General features: G+C 38.8%; 18 protein-coding genes, 1 rRNA gene and 2 pseudogenes. 16 read left to right on the top strand and 5 right to left on the bottom strand.

The genetic code is table 11. The features are described 5' to 3' along the window. Positions 1-38 precede the first annotated feature (38 nt). Positions 39-147: ribosomal RNA gene (gene rrf / locus ACDG22_RS12810) — 5S ribosomal RNA — on the top strand. A gap of 118 nt (positions 148-265) precedes the next feature. On the opposite strand, the gene ACDG22_RS12805 is transcribed toward rrf, so the two are convergent. From ACDG22_RS12805 to ACDG22_RS12795, 3 genes are all read right to left on the bottom strand, one after another. Further along, the gene (locus ACDG22_RS12805; RefSeq protein ID WP_185150252.1) at positions 266-1258 is read right to left on the bottom strand and encodes an ISAon1 family transposase; all 993 of its coding nucleotides are present in this window, start codon (positions 1256-1258) and stop codon (positions 266-268) included. After that, on the bottom strand, positions 1224-1610 hold the full coding sequence (locus ACDG22_RS12800; protein WP_040312234.1) for an ISAon1 family transposase N-terminal region protein: 387 nt from the start codon (positions 1608-1610) through the stop codon (positions 1224-1226). Before ACDG22_RS12800 ends, ACDG22_RS12805 begins: the two co-directional genes overlap by 35 nt. A gap of 217 nt (positions 1611-1827) precedes the next feature. Next, positions 1828-2316, bottom strand: coding sequence for a hypothetical protein (locus ACDG22_RS12795; RefSeq protein WP_370859002.1), 489 nt, complete (start codon positions 2314-2316; stop codon positions 1828-1830). 158 nt (positions 2317-2474) lie between these two features. Here ACDG22_RS12795 and ACDG22_RS12790 point away from each other — a divergent pair. Both ACDG22_RS12790 and ACDG22_RS12785 read left to right on the top strand, forming a co-directional pair. Further along, positions 2475-2860, top strand: a pseudogene (locus ACDG22_RS12790) (ISAon1 family transposase N-terminal region protein). Beyond that, complete coding sequence (locus tag ACDG22_RS12785) at positions 2826-3818, top strand: ISAon1 family transposase (RefSeq protein WP_155162804.1); 993 nt, start codon at positions 2826-2828, stop codon at positions 3816-3818. The pseudogene ACDG22_RS12790 and the gene ACDG22_RS12785 overlap by 35 nt, the downstream one beginning before the upstream one ends. On the opposite strand, the pseudogene ACDG22_RS12780 reads toward ACDG22_RS12785, so the two are convergent. Beyond that, positions 3815-3934: pseudogene (locus tag ACDG22_RS12780) on the bottom strand (N-acetylglucosamine-6-phosphate deacetylase); the annotation flags it as partial. The gene ACDG22_RS12785 and the pseudogene ACDG22_RS12780 overlap by 4 nt on opposite strands. A gap of 217 nt (positions 3935-4151) precedes the next feature. Here ACDG22_RS12780 and ACDG22_RS12775 point away from each other — a divergent pair. The 13 genes from ACDG22_RS12775 (at position 4152) to ACDG22_RS12715 (ending at position 19629) form a co-directional block, all read left to right on the top strand. Then, entirely contained in the window at positions 4152-4742 is a 591-nt protein-coding gene (locus tag ACDG22_RS12775; protein ID WP_178601505.1) for a hypothetical protein, read from the top strand. 9 nt (positions 4743-4751) lie between these two features. Continuing rightward, complete coding sequence (locus tag ACDG22_RS12770; protein WP_270230910.1) at positions 4752-5591, top strand: DUF2764 family protein; 840 nt, start codon at positions 4752-4754, stop codon at positions 5589-5591. A gap of 15 nt (positions 5592-5606) precedes the next feature. Beyond that, complete coding sequence (locus tag ACDG22_RS12765; protein WP_270230911.1) at positions 5607-7364, top strand: V-type ATP synthase subunit A; 1758 nt, start codon at positions 5607-5609, stop codon at positions 7362-7364. A gap of 29 nt (positions 7365-7393) precedes the next feature. Then, positions 7394-8713, top strand: a complete 1320-nt coding sequence (locus ACDG22_RS12760) for a V-type ATP synthase subunit B (RefSeq protein WP_270230912.1) — start codon at positions 7394-7396, stop codon at positions 8711-8713. A gap of 19 nt (positions 8714-8732) precedes the next feature. Continuing rightward, the gene (locus ACDG22_RS12755) at positions 8733-9338 is read left to right on the top strand and encodes a V-type ATP synthase subunit D (protein ID WP_118485169.1); all 606 of its coding nucleotides are present in this window, start codon (positions 8733-8735) and stop codon (positions 9336-9338) included. Further along, positions 9335-11143, top strand: a complete 1809-nt coding sequence (locus tag ACDG22_RS12750) for a V-type ATP synthase subunit I (protein WP_007571576.1) — start codon at positions 9335-9337, stop codon at positions 11141-11143. Before ACDG22_RS12755 ends, ACDG22_RS12750 begins: the two co-directional genes overlap by 4 nt. Before the next feature lie 41 nt (positions 11144-11184). Beyond that, on the top strand, positions 11185-11649 hold the full coding sequence (locus ACDG22_RS12745; protein ID WP_007571575.1) for a V-type ATP synthase subunit K: 465 nt from the start codon (positions 11185-11187) through the stop codon (positions 11647-11649). A 201-nt stretch (positions 11650-11850) separates the two neighbouring features. After that, positions 11851-13518 (top strand): glycosyltransferase, encoded by a 1668-nt coding sequence (locus ACDG22_RS12740; protein ID WP_040312238.1) that lies wholly within the window; start codon positions 11851-11853, stop codon positions 13516-13518. Positions 13519-13547: 29 nt separating this feature from the next. Beyond that, positions 13548-16115, top strand: coding sequence for an alpha-glucan family phosphorylase (gene glgP / locus ACDG22_RS12735; RefSeq protein ID WP_270230913.1), 2568 nt, complete (start codon positions 13548-13550; stop codon positions 16113-16115). Positions 16116-16240: 125 nt separating this feature from the next. Beyond that, entirely contained in the window at positions 16241-16978 is a 738-nt protein-coding gene (locus ACDG22_RS12730) for a NigD1/NigD2 family lipoprotein (RefSeq protein WP_007571569.1), read from the top strand. A 153-nt stretch (positions 16979-17131) separates the two neighbouring features. Continuing rightward, positions 17132-17809: a response regulator transcription factor gene (locus ACDG22_RS12725; RefSeq protein WP_270212962.1), complete on the top strand. Its 678-nt coding sequence runs from the start codon at positions 17132-17134 to the stop codon at positions 17807-17809. Continuing rightward, positions 17806-19086 carry a sensor histidine kinase gene (locus ACDG22_RS12720; RefSeq protein WP_270230914.1) on the top strand — a complete coding sequence of 427 codons (1281 nt, stop codon included), beginning with the start codon at positions 17806-17808 and terminating at the stop codon, positions 19084-19086. The genes ACDG22_RS12725 and ACDG22_RS12720 overlap by 4 nt, the downstream gene beginning before the upstream one ends. 105 nt (positions 19087-19191) lie before the next feature. Then, on the top strand, positions 19192-19629 hold the full coding sequence (locus tag ACDG22_RS12715; protein ID WP_007571563.1) for a PepSY-like domain-containing protein: 438 nt from the start codon (positions 19192-19194) through the stop codon (positions 19627-19629). Positions 19630-19716: 87 nt separating this feature from the next. Here the strand turns inward: ACDG22_RS12715 and ACDG22_RS12710 are convergent, their stop codons facing one another. After that, positions 19717-20391 carry a porin family protein gene (locus ACDG22_RS12710; protein ID WP_007571561.1) on the bottom strand — a complete coding sequence of 225 codons (675 nt, stop codon included), beginning with the start codon at positions 20389-20391 and terminating at the stop codon, positions 19717-19719. Between the last annotated feature and the right edge of the window lie 2 nt (positions 20392-20393).

The raw sequence follows: 20393 nt of genomic DNA, 5'->3' as shown, positions 1-20393 counted from the left end.
AATTACCTGCTTGTTAGTCATGAATACATAAAGGATATTCAGGTGACTATTGCACGAAGGTTCCACCTCTTCCCATTCCGAACAGAGAAGTTAAGCTTCGTCACGCCGATGGTACTGCGCAAGTGGGAGAGTAGGTAGTCGCCGTCTTAGGAGAAGCCCTGCAGCATCACAAGTGCCGCGGGGCTTTCTTTTTTGTATGCTCGGCATGAGTATTAGCTAACGGGTGCAAGTCCCCAATGAGCCCTAATAGCGGGTCAGTAGAAATTTAGTGGGGATACGCATATAGCTTCGCAATGCGGAATAAAAAGAACTTCTTATCAGCTACTCCTCTTAGATTTGCTCTGAACAGTTTAATTTTTGCATTGAACGATTCTGCCATCGCATTTGAAGAACGATGGTTGTAGAAATTCAGTATTTCATCATAGTGCTCATAGAAAGTAGCAGCAATGACATTAAAAGAATGCATCCCTGCTTCTTCTACTTTATTATACCATCGTGCCATAGCCAGACGTGCAGCGTCCTTTATGGTGTTCTTAGAGAAAATCATCCGCAGGGAATGGCACAAACCGTATGCCTTTTTGATGTCAGGGTATTCCTCAAATAGGATTGCTGCCCTTTGCTTCTGTTTTTCCGTCCATTTATCAGCTGACTTGAAAAGCAGATACCGGGAGCGTATAAGTAATTCCCTACGGGTGTCGCCATTGGAATATCGGTATGGGACATAATCTTCGTTCTTCCGCTTAGCTTCTTCCATTTCCTCATTGGCCTGCTGTATGGCATCCCAACGGTGTTTGATGCGTAATTCCTGCACGGCATCACAAGCTAATTTCTGAATGTGAAAACGGTCTATTACACGGCTGGCTTCAGGAAATGCAGTCCGTACAATCTTGCGCATGGAGTCTGAAAGGTCAAGTGTCACTTCTTTAACGGCATAACGGCTTTCCTCGTCAATTCGTTGCAGCACAGCTATTACATCCTCTGATTTAGTTCCTGCCACGACAGCTACCAGGGAGCACTCTCTCGTACAGGCATCACGGTTGGTTACAAAGGTGTAAAGTTCACCGTTGGAGAGTGAGGTCTCGTCAATCGCCAGATACGGTCCCATATTTTCCGGAAACAGCATCCATTCACCGGCATGGGATAACTGTTCCCAATTACGATATCCGCTGAGAACCTCCTTGTACTGTTTTTCAAATGTATGACCATCTATATGATAGAATTCCTCAAGCGTACGGCAGGTCACTGGGGATGTCTCCATACGTTTCTTTTAAAAAAGCCCCAAATTCTTTGGAGTATCTGGTTCCCTTGGCTACAACATCGAGGTCGATGGGAATACTGAAACTTTTACCTGCGCGCAAGTCCGTCCAACGACGACGTCTGATCTTGAGGATTACCTTATGGTCCCGTATGGGAAAGTCTGTCACATTAACAGCTTCCATAAAACCTTTGGATTCAAAATGTTCGTCATTGCTTAACTTGGAATTCATCTTTTCATCCAGACTAATATGAATCTCTTGAGAGGTTTGTTCAACTCCAGAGATAAGAAAGTAATCTAATATCTGAGCCGGCAACACGAGGCTGGCTAGCATGTTCAAATAATCGTTTTTCATAATGCGAAGTAAGCAATACCTTACGAGTATAAAAAATAATCCCCACGAAATTTCTACTGACCCCTAATAGCGGGAATCATACAGCCAAAAGCAAGGGTGTCCATCGCGAGTTGGAATCTGAAAGAAGCTGGCGGCAAACATCTGGTCTGACGAACAGAAACTTCATATAAGGCATATGACCGTGGGTAAGGTTGCGAAACAAACTAAAGCCCTATAGCTATTCGGGACGGTTAGTGTAAATGGAGCAGACATAAGATTGAAAGTTAATACCCTTATCCGAGGAGGTCTCACGGACATATGGTGAGGATGAATGATTCGAAGTACCATGATGGAGTAAAGCTTGCCGTGAGAAGTCAGCAGAGGTCGTAGTACCCAAGGCATGCATGCCTATAGGGAAGGACCAAACTTTATTTAAACGGCATAACTGAAAACTACCGTTTGTTGGAACGAATGCATAAAACCAAAACAGAAGTATTGGGCTACCTTTAAAGAGATAGGACGGAATCCGAAGGGTATAAAGGAGCGCAGACCTACAAATGGATGGTTGAAGAAGATGTCGTGGAAGTGTCTTTCGAAGAATACGAAAGGCATCCATAGTAAAGAACCGCCGTATGCCGAACGGCACGTACGGTGGTGTGAGAGGTCGGAAAACGAAAGTAGGAAGAAAACTACTTCGTTTTCCTCCTACTCGATTGCATGAGGGCAGAAAAAACGCCGCCGGCTCCGGGAGTACGGCGGCGGAAGCGTCTCAATGTACCAGGGTGTTCATACCTTCCACGGTCCTGCCGCAGGAGAAAACGCGGGTCAGTAGAAATTTCGTGGGGATTATTTTTTATACTCGTAAAGTATTGCTTACTTCGCATTATGAAAAACGATTATTTGAATATGCTAGCCAGCCTCGTGTTGCCGGCTCAGATATTAGATTACTTTCTTATCTCTGGAGTTGAACAAACCTCTCAAGAGATTCATATTAGTCTGGATGAAAAGATGAATTCCAAGTTAAGCAATGACGAACATTTTGAATCCAAAGGTTTTATGGAAGCTGTTAATGTGACAGACTTTCCCATACGGGACCATAAGGTAATCCTCAAGATCAGACGTCGTCGTTGGACGGACTTGCGCACAGGTAAAAGTTTCAGTATTCCCATCGACCTCGATGTTGTAGCCAAGGGAACCAGATACTCCAAAGAATTTGGGGCTTTTTAAAAGAAACGTATGGAGACATCCCCAGTGACCTGCCGTACGCTTGAGGAATTCTATCATATAGATGGTCATACATTTGAAAAACAGTACAAGGAGGTTCTCAGCGGATATCGTAATTGGGAACAGTTATCCCATGCCGGTGAATGGATGCTGTTTCCGGAAAATATGGGACCGTATCTGGCGATTGACGAGACCTCACTCTCCAACGGTGAACTTTACACCTTTGTAACCAACCGTGATGCCTGTACGAGAGAGTGCTCCCTGGTAGCTGTCGTGGCAGGAACTAAATCAGAGGATGTAATAGCTGTACTGCAACGAATTGACGAGGAAAGCCGTTATGCCGTTAAAGAAGTGACACTTGACCTTTCAGACTCCATGCGCAAGATTGTACGGACTGCATTTCCTGAAGCCAGCCGTGTGATAGATCGTTTTCACATTCAGAGATTAGCTTGTGATGCTGTGCAGGAATTACGCATCAAACACCGTTGGGATGCCATACAGCAGGCCAATGAGGAAATGGAAGAAGCTAAGCGGAAGAACGAAGATTATGTCCCATACCGATATTCCAATGGCGATACCCGTAGGGAATTACTTATACGCTCCCGGTATCTGCTTTTCAAGTCAGCTGATAAATGGACAGAAAAACAGAAGCAAAGGGCAGCAATCCTATTTGAGGAATACCCTGACATCAAAAAGGCATACGGTTTGTGCCATTCCCTGCGGATGATTTTCTCTAAGAACACCATAAAGGACGCTGCACGTCTGGCTATGGCACGATGGTATAATAAAGTAGAAGAAGCAGGGATGCATTCTTTTAATGTCATTGCTGCTACTTTCTATGAGCACTATGATGAAATACTGAATTTCTACAACCATCGTTCTTCAAATGCGATGGCAGAATCGTTCAATGCAAAAATTAAACTGTTCAGAGCAAATCTAAGAGGAGTAGCTGATAAGAAGTTCTTTTTATTCCGCATTGCGAAGCTATATGCGTATCCCCACTAAATTTCTACTGACCCGAAAACGCACCTGATGCTGATGTCCTTGTCTATGATGAGAATGTCCGCATCCTTGCCCTTCTGGAGCGTGCCCTTGGACGAGCCGATGCCGATAAGCTTTGACAATCCTTTTTCTAATTTTATGTTGAAGAACATGTTGCTTATTCGATATATTACATTCTTATTATTCTTTATTTAAAATCTTTGCTTATTGGTGGAAATATTTCTTTCGAAATAGTAGGTGATTAAGGCTTATTTAGTATATTTGACTCAGAAATTGTAATAATTACAATTGATAAAATTGTAAGTCTTATAACTAAGTTAAAGTTTAATAATCATTATGGAAAACAAGATTCAGGAGCTCACTGATAAGATTTATCGTGAAGGGGTGGAAAAGGGTAATGAAGAAGCACAACGACTTATCGATGAAGCTCAGAAAAAGGCTCAAAAGTTGATTGCAGATGCCCAGAAAGAGGCGGAAGGAATTATAGCCAATGCCCGTAAATCGGCAGATGAATTAACTGAAAATACGAAATCTGAGTTGAAGTTGTTCGCTGGACAGGCCCTGAATGCTCTGAAAACCGAAATTACTAACCTACTGACAAATGAAACAGTTTCGGATGCTGTAAAAGGATTTATCGCTGACAAGGATTTTTTCAACAAGTTTATTGTAACATTGGCTACTCAATGGTCGGCAAACGAACCGATTGTTATTTCTGTGAAGGATGCAGAGTCTCTGAAAAAATATTTTGCCTCAAATGCGAAAAATCTTTTAGATAAAGGTGTAAAGATAGAGGAAGTAAACGGAGCGAAGGCTCTTTTCTCTGTTTCACCTGCTGATGGTTCGTATAAAGTGAATTTTGGTGAAGAGGAATTTGAAAACTATTTCAAGGAATTCCTTCGTCCTCAGCTAGTCAAAATGTTGTTTTAACCAGAAACTATGAGTACGTATTATTGTCTGGTGGCCGGTTTGCCGGATATATCTTTGGATGACGGCAAATTAAGCTATTCTGTGTCTGATTTTAAGGCTGAATTGTATCCGGATTTATCTGCTCAAGATCGAAAATTAATAGATTTATTTTATCTGAAGTTTGATAATACGGCTATCTTGAAGTTACTGAAAAATAAAGATACAGTAATAGAAGATAAGGGTAATTTTTCAGCAGAAGAGTTACTTCAGTTGATTGAAGCTGTACGTGAAGGAGATACTCCGGATAAAAAATATCCTTCTTACCTGGTTAACTTTGTTTCTCAATATTTGCAACTTTCACAAGATGAATTATATCGTGCCTATGATCTGTTGGCAGCATTGTATTATTCTTATGGAATGTCATCCAATAATGCTTTTATTGCTTCTTGGTTTGAATTTAATCTGAATTTAAATAATATTCTTGCGGCTTTGGCGGCGCGTAAGTATAAACTGGAAGTCTCTAGTGTGATTGTTGGAGCAACGAGTATCTGTGAGCAGTTGCGTACCTCAAATGCACGTGATTTTGGATTGAACGAAACACTTAAATATTTTGAAGCATTACAGCGTATTGCTGATATTGAAGAACTGGTGGAACGTGAGAAGAAGGTAAATATGCTGAAATGGAAATGGTTGGAAGATGAATCCTTCTTCCACTATTTTACTATCGAGCGTATTTTTGTATTTTTAATGCAGCTGGAAATGATTGAACGTTGGATTTCATTGGATAAGGAAAAAGGTAATGAACTTTTCCGAAAGATGATTCAAGACCTGAAAAATGAAGTTCAAATACCAGAAGAATTTAGAAAATAATAAAAAAAGATAAGAATGGCAACAAAAGGAACTGTTTTGGGCGTTATCGCCAATATGGTTACGCTGACTGTTGACGGTCCTGTAGCACAAAATGAAATCTGCTACATCACTACGGGAGGGGATCGTTTGATGGCCGAAGTTATCAAAGTAGTAGGCAAGAATGTATATGTGCAGGTGTTTGAAAGTACACGTGGACTGAAAGTTGGTGCTGAAGCAGAATTTACAGGTCATATGTTGGAAGTAACCTTAGGCCCAGGTATGCTGTCGAAAAACTATGATGGTTTGCAGAATGACCTGGACAAGATGGAAGGGGTGTTCTTGAAGCGTGGTCAGTATACTTACCCGCTTGACAAGGAAAGAAAATGGCACTTTAAACCAATTGTAAAAGTTGGAGATGAAGTTGGTCCTTCTGCATGGCTGGGAGAGGTTGAAGAAAACCATCAGCCGCTGAAGATTATGGTACCCTTCCAGCTGACAGGTACATATAAGGTTAAATCAGTTGTACCTGAAGGAGATTATACTATAGAAGATACTGTAGCTGTTTTGTCAGATAAAGGAGGAGAGGATATTAAAGTTAATATGATTCAGAAGTGGCCGGTGAAAAAGGCTATGACGAATTATGTAGAGAAACCTCGTCCTTATAAATTATTAGAAACAGGAGTACGAGTTATTGATACAATGAATCCGATTGTAGAAGGTGGTACAGGATTTATTCCTGGTCCGTTCGGAACGGGTAAGACCGTACTTCAGCATGCTATTTCTAAACAGGCAGAAGCCGATATCGTTATTATTGCAGCCTGTGGTGAGCGTGCAAATGAGGTCGTTGAAATCTTTACAGAGTTCCCGGAACTGGTGGACCCTCATACAGGACGTAAATTGATGGAGCGTACCATTATTGTAGCCAATACTTCAAACATGCCGGTTGCAGCACGTGAAGCATCTGTATATACAGCAATGACAATGGCTGAATTTTATCGTGCTATGGGACTGAAGGTATTGCTGATGGCAGACTCTACTTCTCGTTGGGCACAAGCTTTGCGTGAAATGTCTAACCGTATGGAGGAACTTCCTGGTCCTGATGCATTCCCGATGGATATTTCAGCTATTATTTCTAACTTCTATGGACGCGCTGGTTTCGTACATTTGTATAATGGAGCAACAGGTTCTATTACCTTTATCGGAACAGTATCTCCGGCTGGAGGTAACTTAAAAGAACCGGTTACAGAAAATACAAAGAAAGTAGCTCGATGCTTTTATGCTCTAGAACAGGAACGTGCAGACCGTAAACGTTATCCGGCTGTGAATCCGATTGATTCTTATTCTAAATATCTGGAATATCCGGAATTTGAAGACTACATAACAGAACGTATCAATAACCAGTGGACAGGAAAAGTCAATGAATTGAAGACGAGATTGTTACGTGGTAAGGAAATTGCAGAACAGATCAATATCTTGGGTGATGACGGTGTACCAGTTGAATATCATGTGATATTCTGGAAATCGGAATTGATAGACTTTGTGATTTTACAGCAAGATGCTTTTGATGAAGTCGACTCAGTTACTCCGATGGAGCGTCAGGAAGATATCGTAAATATGGTTATTGATATTTGTCATACAAACTTCAAGTTTGAAACCTTTGTGGAAGTTATGGATTACTTCAAGAAAATGATTAATATTTGTAAGCAGATGAACTACTCTAAGTATAAATCTGAACAGTATGAAGATTTCCGTAAGCAGCTTGCTACACTGGTTGCCGAAAGAAGCGTGAAGTAATAAAATACTTATAAAGTAATCGGAAGAAAATGGCAACAAAAGCTTTTCAAAAAATATATACTAAGATTAGCCAGATAACTAAAGCTACTTGCTCGTTGAAAGCAACAGAAGTAGGTTACGATGAATTGGCTATGGTAAACGGCAAACTTGCACAGGTCGTGAAGATTGCCGGAGATGAAGTGACACTTCAGGTATTTGAAGGTACGGAAGGTATTCCTACTAATGCTGAAGTTGTATTCTTGGGAAAATCTCCTACACTGAAGGTTAGCGAACAACTTGCTGGTCGCTTCTTTAATGCCTTTGGTGATTCTATTGACGGAGGACCTGAAATAGAAGGGGTAGAAGTGGAAATTGGTGGTCCGTCTGTAAACCCTGTTCGTCGTAAGCAGCCGTCTGAACTTATTGCTACAGGTATTGCAGGTATTGACTTGAATAATACATTGGTTTCTGGACAGAAAATCCCGTTTTTTGCTGATCCTGACCAGCCTTTCAACCAGGTAATGGCGAATGTTGCGTTACGTGCGGAAACAGACAAGATTATCTTGGGTGGTATGGGTATGACAAATGATGACTACTTGTATTTTAAGAATGTGTTCTCGAATGCAGGTGCATTGGATCGTATCATCAGTTTTGTAAATACTACAGAAAACCCTCCGGTAGAACGTTTGCTTATTCCTGATATGGCACTGACTGCTGCTGAATATTTTGCAGTGGAACATAATCAGAAGGTTCTGGTTCTGTTGACTGATATGACTTCTTACGCAGATGCTCTTGCCATCGTATCTAACCGTATGGACCAGATTCCGTCTAAAGATTCTATGCCTGGATCTCTGTATTCAGATTTGGCTAAGATTTATGAAAAAGCGGTACAGTTCCCAAGTGGTGGTTCTATTACGATTATTGCCGTAACTACTTTGTCAGGTGGTGATATTACTCATGCAGTGCCCGATAATACGGGTTATATTACTGAGGGACAGTTGTTCTTACGTCGTGATAGCGATATTGGTAAAGTTATTGTAGACCCGTTCCGTTCTTTGTCACGTTTGAAACAGCTTGTTAGTGGTAAGAAGACTCGTAAAGACCATCCTCAGGTGATGAATGCAGCTGTCCGTTTGTATGCTGATGCTGCTAATGCCAAAACGAAGATGGAAAATGGTTTCGATCTGACTAATTACGATGAACGTGCATTAGCTTTTGCGAAAGATTACGCAAATCAGTTATTGGCTATTGATGTAAACTTGAATACCACAGAAATGCTTGATGTAACATGGGGATTATTCAGTAAATACTTTAAACCTGAAGAAGTAAACATCAAGAAAGAGTTTGTAGACCAGTACTGGAGAAAGTAATTTATTAATTCACAGAGAAATGGCTATAAAGTTTCAATATAATAAAACTTCGTTGCAACAGCTTGAGAAACAGCTCAAGATTCGTGTGCGCACCTTGCCTATTATAAAAAATAAGGAGAGTGCGTTGCGACTGGAAGTGAAGCGCTGTAAAACTGAAGCTGTGGAACTGGAAGGAAGTCTGGAAAAACAAATTCAGGCTTATGAAGCCATGTTCGCACTCTGGAATGAATTTGATGCTTCATTGATTAAAGTGAAGGATGTTCATTTGGGCGTACGTAAAATAGCTGGTGTACGTGTACCACTCTTAGAAGATGTTGATTTCGATGTTCGTCCGTTTAGCTTGTTTTGTAGTCCTAAATGGTATGCAGATGGAATACATCTATTAAAGAATTTAGCTCGTACCGCTATTGAAAGAGAATTTACGCTCGCTAAATTGAGCTTGTTGGAACATGCGCGTAAAAAGACCACTCAAAAGGTTAATCTTTTTGAGAAGGTGCAGATACCCGGTTATCAGGATGCTTTGAGAAAGATTAAGCGCTTTATGGAAGATGAAGAAAACTTGTCTAAATCTTCACAGAAAATCCTGAAATCGATTCAAGAAAAAAGAAAGGAGGCTGAAGTATGATTGCTAAGATGAAGAAACTTACGTTTCTAGTTTATCATAAAGAATATGATGCCTTTTTAAAGAGTATACGTGATTTAGGGGTAGTTCATGTAGCCACCAAGGCACAGGGAAGTGCTGAGGATGCAGGTTTACAAGAAAGTATTCGCTTATCTACACGCTATGCAGCAGCTATCAAATTGCTGCAAGGTATGAATGTTCAGCCTGTAGACAATCATGCGGGAAATGCTGATAGAGGAATGGATGTCCTGACAGAAATGGAAGATTTACAGCAGCAAATACAACAAGTTGCTCATAAACTCCAATCTGTTGAGAAGGAAGTTGCTCAATTGGAACCATGGGGAGATTTTGATCCTCATAGCTTGGAGCGCCTGCATGATGCGGGATATCAGATTGATTTTTATATTTGTTCTGATAAACAGTTTAAGGATGAATGGGCAGACTTGTATAATGCAACAGTCATAAATCGCGTTGGATCGAAGTTGTATTTTGTAACAGTTATTCCAAATCATGTTTGTGCTGATTTGGAAGTGGAATCTGCAAAATTACCTGAAATTTCTTTGTCAGATCTTCAGGTTAAGAGAGAAGGTTTGATAAAGCAGAATGAAACATTGCAGAAACAGATGGAGGATCTGGCTGCTTCAGCAATCCCTGATTTACAGGCTGCTCAAGCAAAAGTTCATTCTCAAATAGAATTTTCTAAGGTAGTGCTGAATACAAATTCGTTGGCAGATAATAAATTGATGTTGCTGCAAGGCTGGACACCGGTAGAACGTATAGATGAGATTAAACATTTTCTGGAAACAGAGGAGGTTTATTATGAAATATCCGATCCGTCTCCGGAAGACGATGTACCTATATTGTTGAACAATAAAGGTTTCTTCCGATTGTTTGAGCCGATTATGCGCCTGTATATGTTGCCGAAATATAATGAATTGGACTTGACTCCGTTCTTTGCTCCATTCTTTATGTTATTTTTCGGACTATGTTTGGGTGACTCCGGATATGGATTGTTTATGCTTCTTGCTGTTACGGTATATCGTCTGGTAGCGAAAAACATAGCTGCATCGATGAAGTCTATTCTTACGTTGGTACAGTTATTGGGAGCTTCTACGATGGTGTGTGGTTTGTTGACTGGTACTTGTTTTGGCTTTAATTTGTATGACATTCAAGTTCCTTTCTTCCAAAGCTTGAAAGAGGCTATATCTTTAGATAATCAGCAGATGTTCAACCTGTCTCTGATTTTAGGTGGAGTACAGATTATCTTTGGTATGATTCTCAAAGCTGTAAACCAGACCATTCAATTTGGCTTCAAATATGCAGTAGCAACAATCGGATGGATACTTGTTTTAGTCAGTTCAGCTATAGCATTCGCCGCTCCGGGTGTAATGCCAATGGGTGGAGCCGTTCATCTGGTATTTCTTGTAGCTGGTTTGTTGATGGCTTATTTATACAATAGTCCTGATAAAAATATCTTTGTAAATATAGGATTAGGACTTTGGGATAGTTATAATATGGCTACAGGATTACTGGGAGATATCCTTTCATATGTACGTTTGTTTGCGTTAGGATTATCAGGAGGTATATTGGCTAGTGTGTTTAATAGTCTGGCTGTAGGTATGAGTCCTGATAATGTGATTGCCGGTCCGATAGTTATGGTTTTGATTTTTGTAATCGGACATGCTATCAATATGTTTATGAACGTGCTGGGAGCTATGGTGCATCCTATGCGTTTGACCTTCGTAGAGTTCTTTAAGAATTCGGGATATGAAGGTGGAGGAAAGGAATATAAACCTTTTAAAAACTAATAAAATTAAAGTAAAAACTAAAAATTAAATCTTATAAAATTATGGAAATGAATCTTTTGATTGCCTACATTGGCATCGCAATTATGGTTGGTTTATCTGGAATTGGTAGTGCTTATGGTGTAACAATCGCAGGTAATGCATCAATTGGTGCTTTGAAGAAAAACGATGGTGCTTTCGGTAACTTCTTGGTTCTTACAGCGCTTCCTGGTACTCAGGGTTTGTACGGTTTTGCAGGTTACTTTATGTTCCAGAGTATTTTTAATGTACTGACTCCTGAAATTTCAGCAATTCAAGCTTGTGCTGTGTTAGGTTCAGGAATTGGTTTGGGACTGGTTGCATTATTCTCTGCTATTCGTCAGGGACAAGTTTGTGCAAACGGTATTGCAGCTATCGGACAAGGACATAATGTATTTGGTAATACTTTGATTTTAGCTGTATTCCCTGAATTGTATGCAATCGTTGCTCTTGCTGCAACATTCTTGATGGGATCTGCACTTGCTGCATAATTGTGCGAATGAAAACGGCTTAATATCAGATTATTTTAAGAGAAATTCCTGATATTTTCATAAGATACCTTGGTGTTACTGAATAATACCAAGGTATTTTTTTGTCTGTAGGATATGAAAAAGGAATAAAAAACTTTTATTTCTTCGCCCAATTAAATGTTTTTTGTAAATTCGTGCCTGATTTAGAAAATATTAAAGATGATGATGAAACAGCTATTAACACCTGATTACATTTTCGAATCGAGTTGGGAGGTGTGCAATAAAGTAGGAGGTATTTATACCGTACTTTCTACGAGGGCAAAAACCCTTCAGGGTGTATTTCCCGACCGGATTTTCTTTATTGGTCCGGATGTTTGGCTAGGGAAAGAGAATCCTTTGTTTACCGAAGATGTAAAAATGTTACAAGCATGGCGTAAGCATGCTTTAGAAAAAGATGACTTAAAAATACGTATAGGACGTTGGAATATACCGGGAAATCCTATTGCTATTTTAGTCGATTTTACTCCGTTTTATACTCAAAAGAATGATATTTATACTCAGGCATGGATTGATTTTCAAGTAGATTCGCTTCACGCTTATGGAGACTATGATGAAGCTTCCATGTTTTCTTACGCTGCAGGGAAAGTTGTAGAAAGCTATTATCGTTATAATTTGACTGCTAGTGATAAGGTCGTTTATCAAGCACATGAGTGGATGACTGGATTGGGAGCTTTGTATATACAGAAAGCCGTTCCTGAAATAGCAACAATTTTTACTACTCATGCAACTTCTATCGGACGTTCGATTGCCGGAAATAATAAACCTCTTTACGATTATTTATTTGCTTATAATGGCGATCAGATGGCTCAGGAGCTTAATATGGAGTCAAAACATTCTATTGAAAAGCAGACTGCACATCATGTGGACTGTTTTACAACAGTAAGTGAAATTACGAATCATGAATGTTGTGAATTATTGAATAAATCTGCGGATGTAGTTCTGATGAATGGCTTTGAAGATGATTTTGTTCCTAAAGGTGCAGCATTTACTCGGAAACGTAAACATGCACGTGCTGTATTATTGAATATGGCAAATAAATTAATGGGCACTCAACTTGATGATGATACGATGATTATCGGAACAAGTGGACGATATGAGTTTAAGAATAAAGGAATAAACGTTTATCTGGAGGCTCTTAACAGATTAACTCGTGATAAGAATCTGAAAAAAGACGTACTGGCTTTCATCAATGTCCCTGGATGGGTAGGTGAGGTCCGTGAGGATTTACGCGAACGTTTGGATAGTGGTAAAGATTATGATACTCCATTAGAATGTCCTTTCATTACTCATTGGTTACATAATATGAGTCATGATCAAGTTCTGGATATGTTGAAGTATCTTAATATGTCAAATTCTGTTGATACAAAGGTGAAGGTTGTATTTGTGCCTTGCTATTTGGATGGAAAAGATGGCATATTAAATGAACTTTATTATGATTTGTTGATAGGAACTGATTTAAGTGTATATCCATCATACTACGAACCATGGGGATACACTCCATTGGAGAGTATTGCATTTAAAGTACCTACGATTACGACAGATTTGGCTGGGTTTGGATTGTGGGTTAACTCTTTGACAGGTAAGAATGCCACTTTACAGGATGGAGTAAAGGTTATCCATCGTACAGATTATAATTATTCGGAAGTTGCAGATACTATAAAAGATACAATTTCTGAATTCTCATCATTGACAAGTACAGAAATCAATAAAATACGGAAGAATGCGGCAAATATTGCTGAAAAGGCACTGTGGAAACATTTTATACAGTACTATTATGAAGCTTACGACATTGCTTTGCGTAATGCCGCCAAGCGTCTTTCTTTAAATTAACTTGAATTCTTATACTAATTTTAAACAATATGAAAGTCAAAACGAATTATGCTAACGCTCCGGTGTGGAGAGAAGTAAATGTAAAATCTCGTATTCCCGAGCCATTGAAAATGCTGGGAAAAATGGCTCGTAATATTTGGTGGGCATGGAATGATGAGGCAACTGAAATGTTCAGAGAACTGGATCCTGAATTATGGCAGGTTGTTGGACAGAACCCGGTCGCTTTACTGGAACGTTTAAGCTACGAAAAATTGGAGGCTTTGTCTGCAGATAGCAATGTCCTGAAGAAAATTAATGATATTTATAGTAAGTTTGAAGCATACATGAACGAGAAGCCAGATTCTTCTCGTCCTTCTGTAGCTTATTTCTGTATGGAATATGGTCTGACTCACGTATTGAAGATCTATTCCGGAGGTTTGGGTATCTTGGCTGGTGATTATCTGAAAGAAGCATCAGATAGTAACGTAGACATGTGCGGTATCGGATTCTTGTATCGTTATGGCTATTTTAGCCAGAGTTTGTCTATGGATGGTCAGCAGATCGCTAATTATGAAGCACAAAACTTTGGTAGCTTGCCATTGGAACGTGTAACAGATGAAGATGGTCATCCTATGGTACTTGATGTTCCATACCTGAACTATTATGTACACGCTTATGTATGGAGAGTAAATGTCGGTCGTGTTCCTCTGTATTTGTTGGATACAGATAATGAAATGAATAGTGAATTTGACCGTCCTATTACTTATCAGCTTTATGGTGGGGACTGGGAAAACCGTTTGAAGCAAGAAATCTTGTTAGGTATCGGTGGCGTTTTGCTGTTGAAGAAGCTGGATATCAAAAAGGATGTATATCATTGCAATGAAGGACATGCTGCTTTGTGTAATGTTCAGCGTTTGTGTGATTATGTAGAAGGCGGAATGTCATTCAATGAAGCACTGGAAGTTGTTCGTGCATCTTCTTTGTATACAGTTCATACTCCGGTTCCTGCAGGTCACGACTATTTCGATGAAGGTCTGTTTGGTAAATATATGGGAGGTTACCCTCAACGTATGGGTATCTCTTGGGATGACTTGATGGACTTGGGACGTATTAATCCGGGTGATCACAATGAACGCTTCTGCATGTCTACATTTGCATGTAATACTTGCCAGGAAGTAAACGGTGTAAGCTGGTTGCACGGAAAAGTTTCTCAGGAAATGTTCTCTGGTATTTGGAAAGGCTATTTCCCAGAAGAAAATCATGTTGGTTATGTAACTAATGGTGTTCACTTCCCAACTTGGTGCGCTTCTGAATGGAAACAGTTGTATGCTAAATATTTTGATAAAAACTTCTTGAAGGATCAGTCAAATCCGCAAATCTGGGAGAAAATCTACAGTGTACCTGATGAAGAGGTTTGGAAAACTCGTATAGCACTGAAGAATAAACTGATCAATTATATTCGTAATCAGTTCCGTGATACATGGTTGAAGAACCAGGGTGATCCTTCTCGTGTTGTATCATTGATGGATAAGATTAATCCGAATGCATTGTTGATCGGTTTTGCTCGTCGTTTCGCAACTTATAAACGTGCACATTTGCTGTTTACTGATTTGGATCGTTTGTCTAAGATTGTCAATAATCCTGACTATCCAGTACAGTTCCTGTTTGCAGGAAAAGCTCACCCGCACGATGGCGCAGGACAAGGATTGATTAAGAAAATTGTAGAAATTTCTCAGCGTCCTGAATTCTTGGGTAAGATTATCTTCCTCGAAAATTATGATATGAAGCTGGCACGTCGCCTTGTTTCTGGTGTTGATATTTGGATGAATACTCCGACTCGTCCATTGGAAGCATCTGGTACTTCTGGTGAAAAGGCTTTGATGAATGGTGTAGTAAACTTCTCTGTTCTTGATGGATGGTGGCTTGAAGGCTATCGTGAAGGTGCTGGTTGGGCTTTGACTGAAAAACGTACTTATCAGAATCAGGAATATCAAGATAAGTTGGATGCTGCAACTATCTATAGTATCCTTGAAACAGAAATCCTGCCATTGTATTATGCTCGTAACAAGAAGGGATATTCTGAAGGTTGGGTTAAGACTATCAAGAACTCTATCGCACAGATTGCTCCTCACTATACAATGAAGCGTCAGTTGGATGACTATTTCAGCAAGTTCTATGGTAAAGAAGCTAAGCGTTTCCATGCTTTAGCTGAAAATAACTATGCTAAGGTTAAGGAAATAGCTAAATGGAAAGAAGAAGTAGCTGAAAAATGGGATTCTATCCAGATCGTATCAATGGATAAGTGTGCAGAACTTCGTCAAGGTAATGTAGAAAGCGGTAAAGATTACACTATTACATGCGTAGTTGACGAAAAGGGACTGAACGATGCTATCGGCATTGAAATGGTAGTAACTTATACAAATGTAGAAGGAAAAGAATACATTTATTGCGTTGCTCCTATGGAAATGGTTAAACGTGAAGGTGATTTATATACGTTCCAGGTAACTCATAGCTTGTCTAATGCAGGAAGCTTTAAAGTTGCTTACCGTATGTTCCCTAAACATCCAGAATTGCCATATCGTCAGGACTTCTGCTATGTTCGTTGGTTCAATGAATAAAATGACTTATTTTATTTCTTAATATGAGAGGCTGTGGAATTTTTCACAGCCTCTTAATTTTTATTAATACATGCAGTATTCTCGTGTTTTTTAATTTCTAATAATAGAAACAAAAAGATTTATCTATGAAGAAATTGAAAAAATATTGGATAGCTGCATTCTTTGTTTTTGCCGGATTGCTACAATCCTGTGATGACGATGAAGGATATTCCATTGGTGATATAGCTAATGACTGGGTAACTATACGGGTTGAAGGAGAAGGAGTATACAGTTTCACAGGTGACACTTGGGGAACAATGTATCCTGCTGCTAATGCTGTCTGGAACTATTCTCTTGTAGAAGGACAGCGTGCTTTTCTTGTTTTTAATCCGTTGTTCGATAACTATTATGGTTATGATGTCGGTATAAAACCTGAACGGATATATCCATTTCTAACAAAATCTGTTGAGGAATTAACAGATGAGAATGAAGAAGAATTTGCAGATCATCCGGCTTATTTGGAAAATATGTGGATTGCAGGAGGTTATCTGAATGTTATTTTTAACCAAAAGTTACCTACTACTCATAAACATCGAGTTAGTTTGGTAAAGAAAGCAGGAGAGCCGGATATTGCAGATGACGGATACATACATTTAGAATATCGCTATAATACCTATGGTGATACATTAGATGTTTTCAATCCTAGTGTTGGAGTTGTATGCTATAACTTGAATACTCTTCCGCTTGAAGAGGCAAAAGGCATTAAATTGAAGATTAATGAGGCATATTACGGAGAGAGAATTCTAAGTTTTGAAAATATGAATGAGCCGACTCCTGACGATGCAAAAGAATTGCATTCTATAGCCAGATTGGAAGTAGAGTAAATTATATCTCTTATAGAGGAAGCATGTTTTTATTCTGTTTTTTTATGGGATGAAGACATGCTTTTTTATTTGTCGATATTTTCAGATTTAGGTAAATGATTTACTTGCATATATCTCTTAAAGTCTTATTTTTGCCGTAAAAACTAATTATTTATGAAAATATTAATAGTAGAAGACGATAACGATTTAAGAGAAATAACAACTCATTCTCTTGAGAAAGAAAGATATGTGGTATCCCAAGCTCCTGATTACCGTACTGCATTACAGAAAATTGAGGATTATGACTACGATTGTATTTTGCTTGATATAATGCTTCCGGATGGAAACGGACTTGATTTGTTGGCAGAACTTCATGCACTAGGAAAACATACAAACGTTATCATTCTTTCAGCTAAAGACTCTTTAGAGGATAAGGTAAATGGTCTGGATTTAGGTGCAGATGATTATTTGCCCAAACCATTCCATCTGGCAGAACTTCATGCACGTATTAAGAGTTTGCTCCGTCGTAAGTTACGTGAAGGGGAACGCAAATTACAAGTAGGAAATGTTGAACTTTTCCCTGATGATTTTCGTGTTATGGTTCAAGGAAAAGAAATTGAACTAAACCGGAAAGAGTATGATATATTGAATTATTTTATGTCGCGTCCTGGCAGGTTGGTAAATAAAAATACGCTGGCCGAATCTGTGTGGGGAGATCATATCGATCAGGTTGATAATTTTGATTTTATATATGCTCAGATAAAAAATCTTCGTAAACGTTTGAAAGATGCAGGAGCTACTCCCGAGTTGAAATCAGTTTATGGTTTTGGATATAAATTTGTTGTAGAATGAAACTCTTTCATTTAGTTCTGTGGCGTATCTCTTTAGCATTGATCGTTGTTCTGACGGTATGGGCTGGATTTTTTTATATGGCAGTCGTAGAGGAAGTGAACGATGAGGTAGATGATACGCTTGAAGATTATTCGGAAGGACTTATAATTCGTGCTCTGTCTGGAGAGGATATGCCAACAGCCAGTAACGGTTCGAATAATCAATATTATTTATATGAAGTGAGCGAATCATATGCAGCTTCTCATCCTCAGATTACGTATCGTGATGAGATGGTATTTATCACAGAAAAGAGTGAAACAGAGCCGGCTCGCGTTTTGATAACAATTTTCCGAACGGAAGATGAACGCTATATGGAGTTGGTCGTTTATACGCCAACTATTGAAAAGCTTGATTTGCTTAGAGCTATCTTAGGCTGGATTATCTTTTTATATGTTTTGTTGTTGCTGATTATTCTATCAATTAATATATGGGTATTCCGTAAAAATATGAAGCCATTGTACGTATTGCTCAAATGGCTGGATACTAGTCAGCTGGGAAAGAAAAATGAGCCATTGGAGAATACTACTAAAATTACGGAGTTTCGTAAGCTGAATGCGGCAACCATGGCATTTGCCGAGCGAGGTGAGAAACTTTTTGAGCAGCAAAAGACATTTATAGGTAACGCTTCCCACGAGATGCAGACTCCTCTTGCCATTTGTCGTAATCGATTGGAAATGCTGATGGAGGATGAGACTTTGACTGAACATCAACTGAATGAATTGATAAAGACTCATCAGACACTGGAAAATCTGACTCGTATGAATCGTTCTTTGTTACTGCTGTGTAAAATAGAGAACGGGCAGTTTGCAGATACACGTTCTGTTTGTCTGAATGATATTCTTGCTCATTATTTGGACGACTATAAGGAGGTATATGCTTATCGTAACATTACGGTTACAGTAACAACAGACTCTTCATTTTGTGTTGAGATGAATGATTCATTGGTTTCTGTATTAGTGACAAATCTGCTGAAAAATTCTTTTGTACATAATATAGATGGTGGGTTTATATATATAAAAATCACTGCAAATACTTTTGAAATAAGCAATACTGGAGAAAAGCCATTGGATAGGGAGCGTATTTTTGAGCGCTTTTATCAAGGTCAGAAAAAAGAAGGATCAACAGGGCTTGGACTGGCTTTAGTGGATTCTATCTGTAAAGCGAATCATTTGAAGATTGATTATACTTATGTAGAAAACAGACATATCTTTACGATAAGTAAGCAGAATTCAGAATAAAAAGAGAAATATCCTTTTTGATTTCAATTTCTTTTCAGATTCCTTTTGCATCTTTGCAATACGATAATGAGAATTTGATAAAATAACACTAAAAAGCAGATCGATATGAAAAAGTTAGTTTTTTTACTTGTATGTCTTTTTTCTATACAGACAATGTTGTGGGCAGACAACGATAAGCCAATTCATGTAGGACAATTACCGACGAAAGCACAGACTTTAATAACCACTTATTTTAAAAACCATAAAATCGCTTTGGCTAAGATGGAGTCAGGTCTTTTAAATAAAAGTTATGACGTAATTTTTACTAATGGAGAAAAATTGGAGTTTAACAAGTCAGGTGATTGGACCGAAGTTAAATGTACGAAATCAGAAGTTCCTTCTGCCATTGTTCCAGAACCTATCCGGACTTTCTTGAAAAATAACTATCCGGATGGAAAAATAATACAGATAGAGCGAAAAGATAAAGGATATGAAGTGAAGCTTTCTACTCGCTGGGAAATAACCTTTGACAGTAAATATCAAGTTGTAGATATAGACGATTAATTTCTAAAGAAAATGCCCCCAAAAGTTTAACTTTTGGGGGCATTTTTAATATGTTCCGATTCCAGAGTTTTTGGGGCTGATATTTTATTAGAATTTATAGCTTAAGGAAATTGTTAGATTTCTATTTCTTAAAGTAGGTGTTTCATAAATGCTTGTATTATTTTTATCTGTATCGGAGGTATATTCGTCTATTAATCCCCAGTCATATCCTAAAGATACAGAATATCTTTTTTGTAGTTCTGCTCCTATTCTGAATCCTAATCCAAAGTCGAAGCGTTTTAGTCCATTACTGCCGAATACATTCTCTGTATAGTCTTCTTTTACGATATTGGGGTCACTGCCTCCATCTGCTGTAGCTGATATTTGTTCTATCTTGTGTTTGCCGAATAGGCCAATACTGAAGTATGGACCGGCTTCGGCGAATACTGAAACTTTTCTCGTGATGGAATGTCTATAGCCGAAATGAATAGGGATATCCAAATAATAAGGATTTGTTTTTATACTTCCCAAAATTCTATGATCTTGAGAACAGCCTTTTAAAGACAAAATTGTTCCTGCATTTATATATGTCTTTTCATTCATTGCGAAAATGGGAATCTCAAATCTTGCTCCGATATGAAATCCTGTACGAGAACCTAAACCTCCAAGATCAGAAACATTCAATCCCAATGTAGTTTCCCATCTAAACGGGGCACCGATACTTTGTGCTTTCATTTCCCACACCGTGGCAAATAAAGCTATGAATAAAAACAACCTTTTCATAA

Source organism: Phocaeicola coprocola (assembly GCF_041333015.1).
Lineage (GTDB): Bacteria > Bacteroidota > Bacteroidia > Bacteroidales > Bacteroidaceae > Phocaeicola > Phocaeicola coprocola.
The sequence above is the reverse complement of the archived record's forward strand: the minus strand, read 5'-3'. Positions and strand labels throughout refer to the sequence as shown.